Genomic DNA, 13,067 nt, shown 5'->3' with positions numbered 1-13,067 from the left:
GAAAAAAAGCACCCTATTCAAGTTGAATAGGTGCTTAATTGCTGCTCTAATTAGATTTTCTCGTATTCCTACTCCAGGCTAAATCGTTATCCATCATTTTTTTCGCTGCATAAATAAGAATGAACTGAATGACGATGATCGGTAGCCCCATCAATCCTGAGACAACGGAGAGTGGGGGTAATCCACCGATGCGCATGAGGATGAGTGCAAATGCGGTAATGATCATTGCGATAATGATCCGTAATGTTTTCGGAGGTTCATACTTACTCATATCTCTCGTACTCGTATATGCTGCAACCGTGTAAGTTGTAGAATCGAGCGTTGTTGTTAAAAAGATAAGTGCAACAACCATAAAGATCATAATCGATACTTCTCCTAGCGGAAGCGTTTGGAGAATTTCTGGAATGGCAGCCATCCGTTCATCCTCTTGAACGAGTTTTAATATTGAAAGGTCTCCTTCAAGGTATCGCTGAACGCCAAGTCCACCCAATACACCTGTAGCAATCCAAGAGATCATTGTTGGTGCCAGGAGATACGTAAGAATCATTTCTTTGATCGTTCTTCCTCTCGAAATCTTTGCAGCGAACACACTATGTAACATCGCCCATGTTGCACTGTAAGCGAACCAGAACACCGTGTTGCTTTGGATGTGAGAAGCTTTGCCTTCGTAAACTGACTCAGTGTTTAGTGAAAGGTTAAGATAATTTGTTAATAAAAACGCGACGCTATCAGAAAAATAGTTTAATATGAAGACCCCGGGACCCGCGATCAAAACAAATACAGCAAATATTCCTGCGAGATACATGTTCATCGTGCTGAGACGTTTGATTCCTTTTTCAATTCCTAAATAAGCGCTGAGTGAGAATAAGAACACCCATACGATCGTCACGAGAATCGTCATCCCGAACGTCACTTCCGTATTGAGTAAGTTCGATAGATTATGCGTGATGATTGGCGCTCCAAGACCCAAAGTCACAGATGCACCGGCAAGTATACTAATAAGGAAAAGGATATCGAGGGCTCTTCCTCCCCATCCATCTGTGAACTTATCTCCAAATAAAACGCGGCATGCTTCAGAAATCCTCATCAAAGGCCGCTTTTTTACATGTAGAATGTACCCCATTGCAGGAGCACTCATAACGAAAATAGCAAATACTTGGAACCCCCATAGAAACATGCTATATGCGTTCCCCCATAAAAGGGCTTCAGCTGATCCAGCACTCACTCCTGCTGGTGGATCGTTCGCGACTGATGTCCACTGAAGCATCCCGGTCCTCATAATCGTTGAACCAACGCCCATTGCGATTAAAATTGAAGCGTATTCAAAAAGCGTGAAGCGAGGTTTTTCTGTAGGGTCTCCTAGTACGACTTGGCCGTATTTTGAAAAAGCGAAGTACAATCCTGCTACGACTAGAATGATGCCGTACCATAGATACCCCCAGCTAAACACATCCACTATGGTATCAAAGATTGAATTAAGTAAGCTTAAAGACTCTGCTTCATACATAGCAAAAGGTATACTGATCGCAATCATGATCAGTACAGATGGAACAAAAATCTTGTAATCGATTAACTTCTCCGAACTCATGATATCCCTCTCTATCTCTATCCTAATTTCTTTCAAATTTTCATTACCCGGAAATGGAAGAGACATAACGGTTTGAAATAGGGTTTTTCATCCAATTCTTACTAAAAAAGGCGTTTAGGGACATGTTCACTCTTTCGCCCAGTGTATTGATTGACGGTACCTCGCTCACCTGGTATAGTCATTATGTTTAAAGGATTAAACGTTTAATAATATAAACGTAAATGAAAGGAACGACACTTACATGAAAACAGCACTTATTACAGGGGCGTCTACTGGCATAGGAAAACAATTTGCATACACATTAGCAGAAAAAGGATTGAACGTAATTCTTGTCTCTCGAACGAAAGAAAAGCTAGACCGGATCGCTGACGACCTCAAGAAGACCTATAACGTACAAGCAATCGTGATACCTAAAGACTTAAGTATTGAAGGAAACGCGCAGGAAGTATACGATAACGTTCATTCGATGGGGTTCACTGTCGACATGCTGATCAATAACGCAGGCGCAGGTACAACGGGGGAACTTTTAGAAAAAACAGTTGAGAAAAACCATCAACAGGTTATGCTGAACGTTACGTCTGTTGTTGATCTGACTCATCTATTCTTAAAAGATATGGTTTCAAAGGGAAAAGGAGAGATCATTAACATCTCATCTATGGCAGCGTTCCAACCTATTCCATACATGTCGATCTACGCTGCTACAAAAGCATTCGTCCTATCTTTCTCTGAAGCATTGCACGAAGAGTACAAAGAGAAAGGCATTCACGTGATGGCCGTTTGTCCTGGGAATACTGAAACAGAATTTTTTAACGAAGCGCCAGACGCGATTAAGGCTGGCAAGATGAGGACTTCAAAACAAGTGGTAGACACGACCTTACGTGGGTTAAAGAAAGGGAAAAGCTCGATCATTGATGGACGAATGAACGTTGCAACATCTTTCCTTCCACGTTTATTGCCTAGAAAAACTGTTACAAAGATCAGCTCTTCTCTTATGAAAAAAAGTATGAAGAACTAAAAAAGTCCGGTCTCATGATGAGATCGGACTTTTAACATGTGTTATAGAAACAAATAAGCAAGTGGCGTAACAATGATAATCGTCAAAATCGTACGCTCTACCCAGATCACGAGTAGTTTTGGAATACTCACTGGAATATTCGTTGACAGGATACAAGGAATGAGCGCTGAGAAAAACAGAATCGCAGAAACGGATACCGTTCCGATCACGAACTTTGTGATCAATGGAGCATCCACTACGAGAAGTGCTGGTAAAAACATTTCTGCGATTTCCATCGCGGAAGCTTTTGCTGCGAGAAGCGGCTCCGGAACTTGCATAATCCAAGTAAATGGATAGAAAATATACCCTAGAATATCGAACACCGGCGTGAATTCAGCGAGCACAAGTCCAAGCAAACCTACCGACAAAATGGAAGGTAGAATAGCAGCCGTCATTATGAAGCCATCCTTTAAGTTCATCCATACGTTTCTTCCTAGTGATGGAGACTTTTCTGCTGCAGCCATCGCTTGACTCCATGCTGCCTTCACGCGGTTTTCTTTAATAACTTCTTCTGGACTTCCTTCCCCGTCATAGTACGCTTCACTCATTTTATTCAATGGCCAAATTCGAACCGTGATAGCGGTTACAAGAAACGTCGTAAAGAGCGTGAGCCAGAAGTAGATGTTCCACACTTCCATCAGTCCGAGCGTTTTTGCGACAACGATCATAAATGTAGCAGATACGGTCGAGAACCCTGTTGCGATGATCGTCGCTTCCTTAATCGTGTACTTTCCTTCTTTAAACACACGGTTCGTAATCAACAACCCGATTGAATAACTGCCTACGAACGATGCGACCGCATCAATCGCAGAACGACCAGGCGTTTTCCAGATCGGTCTCATGACAGGTTGAAGGATGACGCCGATAAACTCTAATAAACCATAGCCAACGAGCAACGCAAGAAAAACCGAACCGATTGGAACGAGTAATCCTACAGGAATCACGAGTTTCTCGAATAAAAATGGTCCCATCCCTGGGCTGAATAACCACGCCGGCCCGAATTCAAACATCAGCATAAGTGCAACGAGGACACCTAGTACTTTAAAAAGCGATAGTCCTATATTGACAGCGTCTTTGTTCCACGTCTTATTGATTAACGGATAGATCGCTCCGATCACAATGACAAGGAGTGCGTAGTAAGGAACCACTGAAGTGAACGTCGTTGTGAGATACGTTACGATGTGATCGAGTGGGATCGATGACTTTCCTCCAACTGTAATCGGGACGAAAAAAGTAAAAATTCCGATCAAACTAAAGCCGAAAAATTTCAGCAGATGAGAAAATGAGGGTCTTGTGGGCTGAACATGAACCTCTTGTTTCACTGTTTCCATGTTATTCCTCCAATTGATTGAATGTTCTGATAGTTATAGGTAGAGGGATGCCCCCTCTTATCTGCTGCAATAACCAGTCAAAAACGATAGCATCACATGAACTGCACTTTTCACCGCCATGTCGCCAACGTCTTTCCTCGGATCGAGGCAAACGATATCCATTGCTTTCACCTTCGGATGCTCACCAGCGATTTGAACCGCATCGAAAAGTTCATTCGTAAACATTCCACCAGGTGTCGCAGCAGGTGCCGCAGGATTGTGGGTGATATCGAGAACGTCCATATCGACTGTTAAATAGATCGTATCAACTGTTTTGTTCAGCTCAGCAAGTGCTTCCTGAACAACAGAGGTGATCCCCCTCTTTCGCGCCTGCTTCATCGTCGTATAATTGACACCATGTTCATCCGCATAAGTCTTCAGCCCCCTCGCATTGAAAAAGCCGTGAAGTCCGATGTTATGAACATGCTTTCCTTCGATCGTTCCACTTTCGAGCAAGTTTCGAACCGGCGTACCGTTTGCTGGACCGATGTCTGTAAGGTCTCGTAAGTCAAAGTGCGTATCGAACTGCAAGATTCCGATCGTCTCATTCGGATTCGCTCTCTTTAACCCTTTTACAAGCATGGCTGTGATGGAATGATCCCCACCCATCGTGACTTGCATCGTGTGAGGATGATGGCGTTTCATCGCCACCATCGCCTCCTCGATGTTATGGTGTGTCTTCGCGATATCCGTGATATGTTGCTTTACATCACCTAAATCGACTGCTTTAAGTGAAGCGAGGTCAACGTCTTCATCAAGGTTATACGTACCGAATGACTTCCACATCCCGCGCATCGCATCTGGATTTTCACTCGCTGCAGAAGTGGAAATCGATGATTTGGAAAGAGGGATGCCAAGAATCGTGACATCGACATCCTCCCAGTTTGGCGGTGACTCCCCAATCGCTTCGATCCACTCATGCACCTTTAGGTCACTCGTCTTATCACTTTGCTTCGACCAAATCCTACTCGGGCGATCTAACAATGGGTATGGGTAACTCATACGAGCTGTCCTCCAACTACGCGCGGAACACCTGCTTTTACGACTGTATCAACGTGGTTCATCCCATACTGATACGACAGGAAAAGATAGTTCGGCACGTTAAAGATCGTGACATCTGCTTTTTTTCCAGGTTCAAGACTTCCCGCCTGATCCGCACAACCGATCGCATGTGCGGCGTTAACAGTGGTAGCCGTTAATACTTCTTCAGGCGTCATCCCCATGTTTAAACAGCCAAGGTTCATGATGAACGGAAGGGAAATTGTTGGAGAAGACCCTGGATTCGCATCTGTTGAAAGTGCTACAGCTACTCCCGCATCGATCATCTTCCGTGCTTCCGCAAATTCAGCCATAAGGAAAAACGCTGTACCTGGAAGAAGGACTCCAACTACTCCCGCTTCCGCCATATCCTTAATACCTTGATCAGATGCACGAAGCAGGTGATCCGCAGAAATCGCACCAACAGATGCGGCGAGTTCTGCTCCAGCGTATGGCTCGATTTCATCAGCATGAATCTTCGGAATCAATCCATGCTCTTTCCCCGCCTGTAAAATTCGTCTCGACTGCTCTGGTGTAAAGACGCCTCGCTCACAGAACACATCGTTGAACGTTGCAAGGTTACGCTTTGCAACTTCCGGAATCATCTCATTGATCACGCGATCCACGAACACGTCAGGATTTTCTTTTTCATCCATCGGAATCGCATGAGCACCCATAAATGTCGACACAAGATCGACCGGATGATCTTTTCCAAGCTGATCCGCGACTTCAAGCTGCTTCATTTCATGCTCGAGCGTTAACCCATAGCCGCTCTTCGCTTCGACTGTCGTTACGCCATGAAGCAAAAATTGATCGAGGCGTTTTTTCGATTGTTCGTAAAGCTCCTCATGACTCGCTGCTTGAGTTGCGCGTGTTGTTGCATGGATGCCACCGCCCGCTTCCATGATATCCATGTAGGCTTTACCTTCAAGACGCATCGCATATTCGTTCTCTCTCGTTCCTGCATGAACAAGGTGCGTATGAGGATCGATCAAACCAGGGGTAACGACCTTCCCTGTTGCATCGATGTGTTCATCGTTCTTCACAGACTTCCCGTACTTCTCGAGAAGAGCCTCCGTCGTCCCTACTTCTACAATCTTGCCGTCTTCCATATAAACGGCACCATTTTCAATGATGTCAAGCTTCGACATCGCTTCTTTAACCGCTGGTTTCTCTGTATGTCCAGCCATTGTGATAAGCTGTGCTGCATGTGTGATTAGTAATTTCATACGTCTCTCCCTCCTATTGCTTATTCATCATCGGAATGTTAATGTTTTTGTCTTTCGCAGTCTTTTCAGCAAGTTCATAACCTGCATCGACATGACGTGCGACACCCATACCAGGATCTGTAGTAAGTACACGCTCAAGACGTGCCTCCGCATCTTTCGTTCCATCAGCAACGATGACCATACCAGCATGTAAGGAATAACCCATTCCTACGCCGCCACCATGATGGACGCTCACCCAGCTTGCGCCTCCAACACTATTGATCATCGCGTTCAAGATCGGCCAATCTGCCACCGCATCACTGCCATCTTTCATCGATTCTGTTTCACGGTTTGGTGAAGCGACTGATCCTGAATCGAGGTGATCACGACCAATAACGATCGGTGCGCTAAGCTCTCCGCTCGCAACCATATCGTTAATGATCTTTCCAAAACGAGCGCGCTCGCCGTAACCAAGCCAGCAAATACGAGACGGAAGCCCCTGGAAGCTGATCTTCTTCCTCGCCATCTTGATCCAATTGCAAAGGTGTTCGTTGTCACTGAACTCTTTTAAAATCACTTCATCCGTTTTGTAAATATCTTCAGGGTCACCAGAAAGAGCTACCCAGCGGAAAGGCCCTTTTCCTTCACAGAACTGAGGTCGAATATACGCTGGAACGAACCCAGGAAAATCAAACGCATTCTCGATTCCTTCGTCCTTCGCTACTTGGCGAATGTTATTTCCGTAATCAAACGTCACGGCACCTTTCTTCTGCATATCGAGCATCGCCTGAACGTGCGTCGCAATACTTTTCTTAGAAAGCGTTGTATACTGTTCGGCATTACTCTTTCTTAGCTCTTCTGCTTCTTTTAAGCTCATCGAAACTGGAACATATCCATTTAACGGATCATGTGCAGACGTTTGGTCCGTCAAGACATCTGGAATAAACCCTCGCTTGATCATGTCATGCAGCAACTCCGCCGCATTCCCAAGGAGTCCGATCGATAGCGCTTCACCTTTCTGCTTCGCATCTTCTGCAAGCTTGATCGCCTCATCAAGACTTTCTGTAGATGTATCGAGGTACTTCGTATCAAGTCGACGCTGAATGCGATGCTGATCGATTTCGATCGCGATACAAACACCACCGTTTAACGTGACAGCGAGTGGCTGAGCTCCACCCATACCCCCAAGGCCAGCAGTTAACGTAATCGTTCCTTTTAAGCTACCGTCATAATGCTGCTTCGCAAGCTCACCAAACGTTTCATAGGTTCCTTGCACGATTCCCTGACTTCCGATATAAATCCAGCTTCCTGCTGTCATCTGACCATACATCATGAGTCCTTTTCGATCGAGTTCCTGGAAATGCTCCCAGTTTGCCCACGCAGGCACGAGGTTCGAGTTCGCAATCAATACTTTCGGCGCGTCTTTGTGCGATTTAAAAACGGCCACAGGCTTTCCAGATTGAATCAGTAACGTTTCATCTTCTTCAAGTTTCTTAAGTGAATCGACGATCGCTTCGTAACATTCCCAGTTACGTGCCGCTTTTCCAATCCCACCGTACACAACGAGCTCATCAGGATTTTCCGCCACATCTGGATGGAGGTTATTGTTCAGCATCCTTAGCGCAGCTTCCTGAATCCATCCTTTCGTATTCAACGTCGTTCCTCTATATTGTTCAACTTTACCTGTTTTCGTTTCTGACATCATCTTCACTCCTCTAACCTTCTTTGATACTTTTATGCTAGCATTCAAAAAGTTCAGAAAATAGATGATGCTCTTTTGAATAATAGAAATCACTTCACATTGTGATAATTCAATTATGTAAAATACCGTCACTTAATAGCATTTATTTTAGTTTTTATAAAAATATTAGTTAAAAACCAAAAAAGACTGCGCAAAGTGCGCAGCCTTAATGACGCTTTCGATACTCACCAGGCGTTTCACCTGATTCTTCTTTAAATACTCTGCTAAAGTAATTCGCGTTCGTAAATCCTGTTTCGTGTGCGATCGCTTGGATCGTTTCTTTTGTTCCCGTTAGCATCTCTTTTGCTTTTTGAATACGAATGCCGTTCACGATTTCTCGAAACGCCTGACCGTATTTTGTAGATAACGTATGACTCAAATACGAAGGATTGCGATTCACGTGTGAAGCAACTTCTTTTAGGGAGAGCGCGGGGTCATGAAAGTGCTCTTCTATATACGCGATCGCTTCTTCAACAACATTCATCTTCGCGTGCTTCCCTTCATCGATGGCTTGAAGCAGATCATTTATGAAGAGAATGAAATCTTGAACGATCCGATACAGCACGGGACTGTAAAGAATTGTATCGAAAACCTTTTTATACGCTTCTTCTTTTTCCTTGATCCCTTTTCGGATCATAAAACGACGAACTTGTGCGAGAACACTCGTTAATCTCGTTCTGAGTAAACCAGGGTCTGGGTAAGGACGTTCAATATGATAAAACTGTTCATACAGCCACTTTTTAATGTCGCTCGAACGCCCTTCATCCAGCATATACACCCAATCCCGCTGCTCAACTAGCGTTAAAAATGGATCCATATCGCGCCACTCAGTGTGAGCACTTGAAGTCAGCACCTGCTGATAGCCTGTAAAAAAAGTGGTCTCCATCACTTTGCGGAGCTTCTTGTACATACCATGAAGGGACTCTTCGCCATCACCGCGGTCGACCGCAATCACGAGCGGCTTTCCTGTCGCCCGCTCCCATTCCTCAAGGAAACGCTGTGCCTGTGCGATCGCATCTGGCAGTTGCTCCTCAAAAATTAGCACAACGCGATCGCTTGTAGAAAAGACGAGAGGCTCATGATAAAAGTCAAACTGGTCGATGAACGAGCGTAAATCGCTTAAGTCCCTTGACGACTCCGTTTTCAGCAAATAGACAGGATGATGATAAGGGATATGCTCGTCGATGAAGAGAGATTCATACCATACCGACTGCTTCGAATCCTCTTCTTTACCCCTTCCATGCGATAGCTTTCTGAACGCTAGTTGAAGCGAATTCTTCACCCTCGATGGTGATAACGGCTTGACCCAGAGGTCGATCGCGCCTATTTCGATCGCTTGCGTTGCCTTTTCAAACGTCGGTTCTGCTGTAACCGCAACAACTTCTCCCACATACCGATCGATGAACTTTTTCACCATCGACCACTTCTCATCAGGTATCAGATCGAGCTCTAGACAGAGTATATGCGGTAAATTGTTCTCGAGCGTTCCGAACATATCCGAAAGTTGATCAACAAGCATCACATCAGATATCGGAAACGAATATTTGGAAATCAACCACTCGAGCCCAGCAAGCTCCTGTTTATCACGATCGACGATCACCACTTTGTACAAACCGTTCACCTCCGTTTCACACCTTCTACTTTTATCTTACTATAACATGCGCCTTATGCGCTGAGCCGTTCAACTAACGACATCATCAAACTGATTGAAAATCGGAAGAGCACTTCTAAAGATGCCAAGACATATACGTTTGACCTTCTATCTTATGACGCTGATAAAAAGTAGCACGATCTCAGTCTAAAGTCGTACCGGTGGCTCCATACGATTGACGATGGCATGCCTTCATTTCTACGATACGATGTAAGAAAAGGAGGCATTTCGATGATAAAAGGATTGTACGAAGCTCATCTTCCTGTTAGTAATATCGAAGAATCGATCGCTTTTTATGAAAAGCTTGGGCTAACAGTTGCACATAGAGGAGAACGCGTATCATTTATGTGGATCGTGAAAGGTGAAAGCTGGCTTGGGCTATGGAATTCAGAACAGGTGAACACTCCGTATCACCCATCGATCAGACACATCGCATTTCACGTCGATCATGAAGAGATCTACTCTGCAAAATCCTGGCTTGAAAGTAAAAAGATACGCGTACGAGAAGCATTCGGCTTCTCACCTGAAGAACAGCCGCTCGTTCTTCCAAATAACCCGCAAGCCCACGCAGCAATCTATTTCAATGACCCTGATGGGAACTCGATCGAACTCATCTCTCCGTTGAGGATCGATGTGGATGAAGAATTTGAGATGGTGTCGTTGAGTGATTGGGGTAAGAGGTAGGTTTTACTGCCTTTCGGGAGTACGAATTGCATTTCGCGGATATAATTGAGGTTTCGCGGATATCCACAAGGGTTTCGCGGATAAAATAGGAAAATCGCGGATATAGGTGGGATACTCGCTATAAGAAAAGACAGTGCCCTCTTAGCTGGCAGACCCTGTTCGCTGATAAATACGTAATTCCGCCGATATATCCCCTATTTTCGCTGATAAAAATGAATTTTCGCCGATATATTCAGATTTTCGCTGATATCAAGGTCTATTTCGCTGATATCGAGCACACCAACGAAAAGAAAGGTGCTATCCCACCTCGGGCAGCACCTATTTCTACTCAATTCATTATTTTCCCTAGCAACTTCTCCGTCATCCCAACACTTTTCTTCGTCCAAGGTGGGATTTCAATAGAATCTTGCACCTCATCATAGGTCATCCACGTAATCTCTGCTATTTCATCTTCACTTTTTATGTACGGCCTTCCCTCAAAGCTTCTGCTTAGAAACACAACATCGAGCACCTGAACCTCACCCGCTCTGAACGTGGTGCTATGCACATACTCTAAATCACTACTAAGTTCAATTCCGATTTCTTCATACACTTCTCTCTTAATTGTCTCCTCTAACACACTTACCGAGCTGTCGTCGAAATCAACCTTTCCTCCGACTAAGGAGTAGAGACCACCAGCGTGTTCTTCCTTTTCACTTCTTCTAATTATTAGATACTTGCCTTCATGATAGATTGCTGCTTCGACGTTTACGATAAACAAATTGGACACCCAAACTCTCCTCCCTTTCTTTTACCAATTATCCCCTTTAGAAATACTTACGTAAAAAGAGTTTCTCGATTACCCTTACAATTCTCCTAGTTCTTATGTAACATTAGAGATGAAAATTATGGAGAGGATGGAGACAACTAGTGAAAAGGTTTATGAAAGTTCTTATCGTAGTATTGTTTGTCAGTTTCATAGCTCCGCTAGAAGACAGTGCAGCTGCTGGTATGAGTAAAGAAAGGATCAATGAACTATTATCAGAAAAAGGTATCGAGGCTAACATCCCACCGGAAATTTTGAAAGCGATTGCTAGTCAGGAAAGTCGTTGGAATCCGGACTTTGAGGAAAATGGAAGAATTGGATTGATGGGTGTAAAAGATTCACTTGGTTTTGATAATGATCGTTTAAGAACAGATGTTACATATAACATTGATCGTGCGATCGAAGTGTTAAACGATTTATGGGAAAGTAGTTTAAACGGTGAACTTCCAGTTATTAACGATGCAGACCGCCATAAACTACAGCATTGGTATTTTGTCATTATGGCTTATGACGGGTTAACGGAAGAGAATCTACCAAGTCAACTAAATGAGGATTCTCCTTGGGCTTATCAAGAGGAAGTATACATATCAGTTGCCGTGGGCAATAGAGACATAGTTCCTCCTTTTCAGAGCACCTTATGGAGCTTACAGAACTTACCTTTTGAAAAAAAGGACTTTACTATTGATGAAGGTAAGCTAACTTTTAATAAGATGACATACTCAATCGACGGATACTTTACCGAATCACGCTTTTTCATGAATAAAGGGGATATTTTAAAAGTTTACGTTGATTACTCAACCGTTCCATTTTATATGGATGGTAAAGAAAACGAGACGATCGACACAGGTTCACTAGTTGAGGTCATCGACACAGAGTACAAGCTTGATTTTAGAGAAGGTCCATTTGGGGGTAACCATTCTTCTCTTTATAAAGTGAAGGCCCTTGATGGTACGAACCGCATCGGTTATATCGATGGCAGTAAACTTGTTAACCGCATCTCAAGACTTTCTGGACCGAACCGCTTTGAAACAGCTGATAACATTGCATTGGAAGGCTGGAAAGACGGAGCTGACACGATCATTATCGCTCAAGGGAATGACTTTCCAGATGCGTTAGCTGGTGCTCCGCTTGCTGCTTATCATGATGCTCCTATTTTATTAGTACCTAAAGGTAGAGAAATTCAACCTTCGACATTGGAAACAATTAAGAAGCTCCATCCTACTAATGCTATTCTATTAGGTGGAAGTAAAATTGTATCTGATAAAGTAGAATCTACTTTACGCGACTTACATATAGACGTTGAGCGAGTCGCAGGTGCTGACCGTTTTGAAACTGCTAAGAAAATCGCTGACCTGCTGCCTGAAACAGATAAAGCGATACTTGCCTACGGTTTCAATTTCCCTGACGCGTTAGCAGTAGCACCATATGCAGCAAATGACCTCACACCAATTTTATTAACAGGACGTCCAAGTGCATCTACGCTTCCAAAAGCAACAGAAGATGCGATTCAGAATAAACAAGATCTCCTTCTTGTTGGAGGTAAAGGCGTAATTTCAGAAGAAATTGAGAATAACCTTGGTCAAACTACAAATCGATTAGCTGGTAAAAACCGCTATTCCACAAGTAAAGCAATTATCGATCACTTCCAAGAAGATGAAGTCGAGCGCGGCTATGTTGCAACAGGGAGAAATTTTGCCGATGCGTTAACAGGTTCGATGCTAGCTGCTAAAAGCCAAGCCCCTCTTATCTTAGCTGATCAGAAGTTCGAAACTGATGCTAAGAGTATCATAGAATTGATAAACCTCCGTTATTTAACTTACTTAGGAGGAGCAAAAGTTAATAGCACGCATTACGAATTATTAGACGAATTGAACCCCATTTATCAACAATAAAAATGTTCAAAGAGCGACTTCGATGAAGTCGCTCTT

Annotated in this window: 10 protein-coding genes; 3 read left to right on the top strand and 7 right to left on the bottom strand. The window is 43.8% G+C overall.

Going from position 1 to position 13,067, the window contains the following annotated elements; translation table 11 throughout:
- Positions 1 to 46: 46 nt before the first annotated feature.
- Complete coding sequence (locus PFZ69_RS09400) at positions 47 to 1,588, bottom strand: BCCT family transporter (protein WP_270180820.1); 1,542 nt, start codon at positions 1,586 to 1,588, stop codon at positions 47 to 49.
- 241 nt (positions 1,589 to 1,829) lie between these two features.
- On the opposite strand from PFZ69_RS09400, the gene PFZ69_RS09395 reads away from it, so the two are divergent.
- Positions 1,830 to 2,603 carry an SDR family NAD(P)-dependent oxidoreductase gene (locus PFZ69_RS09395; protein WP_270180819.1) on the top strand — a complete coding sequence of 258 codons (774 nt, stop codon included), beginning with the start codon at positions 1,830 to 1,832 and terminating at the stop codon, positions 2,601 to 2,603.
- Positions 2,604 to 2,644: 41 nt separating this feature from the next.
- On the opposite strand, the gene PFZ69_RS09390 is transcribed toward PFZ69_RS09395, so the two are convergent.
- The 5 genes from PFZ69_RS09390 to PFZ69_RS09370 all read right to left on the bottom strand — a co-directional run bounded on the left by PFZ69_RS09390 (position 2,645) and on the right by PFZ69_RS09370 (position 9,602).
- Entirely contained in the window at positions 2,645 to 3,973 is a 1,329-nt protein-coding gene (locus PFZ69_RS09390) for a YjiH family protein (RefSeq protein WP_270180818.1), read from the bottom strand.
- A 57-nt stretch (positions 3,974 to 4,030) separates the two neighbouring features.
- A complete protein-coding gene (locus PFZ69_RS09385; protein WP_270180817.1) occupies positions 4,031 to 5,014 on the bottom strand; it encodes an agmatinase family protein in 984 nt (327 codons plus the stop codon).
- Positions 5,011 to 6,279 carry an imidazolonepropionase gene (gene hutI, locus PFZ69_RS09380; protein ID WP_270180816.1) on the bottom strand — a complete coding sequence of 423 codons (1,269 nt, stop codon included), beginning with the start codon at positions 6,277 to 6,279 and terminating at the stop codon, positions 5,011 to 5,013. The genes PFZ69_RS09385 and hutI overlap by 4 nt, the downstream gene beginning before the upstream one ends.
- A gap of 13 nt (positions 6,280 to 6,292) precedes the next feature.
- The gene (gene hutU / locus PFZ69_RS09375) at positions 6,293 to 7,963 is read right to left on the bottom strand and encodes a urocanate hydratase (RefSeq protein ID WP_270180815.1); all 1,671 of its coding nucleotides are present in this window, start codon (positions 7,961 to 7,963) and stop codon (positions 6,293 to 6,295) included.
- A 202-nt stretch (positions 7,964 to 8,165) separates the two neighbouring features.
- Entirely contained in the window at positions 8,166 to 9,602 is a 1,437-nt protein-coding gene (locus PFZ69_RS09370; protein ID WP_270182008.1) for an AraC family transcriptional regulator, read from the bottom strand.
- A 279-nt stretch (positions 9,603 to 9,881) separates the two neighbouring features.
- Here PFZ69_RS09370 and PFZ69_RS09365 point away from each other — a divergent pair, with 279 nt between their 5' ends.
- The gene (locus PFZ69_RS09365) at positions 9,882 to 10,334 is read left to right on the top strand and encodes a VOC family protein (RefSeq protein WP_270180814.1); all 453 of its coding nucleotides are present in this window, start codon (positions 9,882 to 9,884) and stop codon (positions 10,332 to 10,334) included.
- 328 nt (positions 10,335 to 10,662) lie between these two features.
- Here the strand turns inward: PFZ69_RS09365 and PFZ69_RS09360 are convergent, their stop codons facing one another.
- Positions 10,663 to 11,103 carry an NUDIX hydrolase gene (locus tag PFZ69_RS09360; RefSeq protein ID WP_270180813.1) on the bottom strand — a complete coding sequence of 147 codons (441 nt, stop codon included), beginning with the start codon at positions 11,101 to 11,103 and terminating at the stop codon, positions 10,663 to 10,665.
- A gap of 140 nt (positions 11,104 to 11,243) precedes the next feature.
- Between PFZ69_RS09360 and PFZ69_RS09355 the strand changes: the two genes are divergently transcribed.
- Positions 11,244 to 13,031: a cell wall-binding repeat-containing protein gene (locus tag PFZ69_RS09355; protein WP_270180812.1), complete on the top strand. Its 1,788-nt coding sequence runs from the start codon at positions 11,244 to 11,246 to the stop codon at positions 13,029 to 13,031.
- Positions 13,032 to 13,067 lie beyond the last annotated feature (36 nt).

The sequence above is a fragment of the Alkalihalobacillus sp. CinArs1 genome (assembly GCF_947387515.1).
In the GTDB taxonomy this organism is placed as follows: domain Bacteria; phylum Bacillota; class Bacilli; order Bacillales; family Guptibacillaceae; genus Guptibacillus.
The sequence above is the reverse complement of the archived record's forward strand: the minus strand, read 5'-3'. Positions and strand labels throughout refer to the sequence as shown.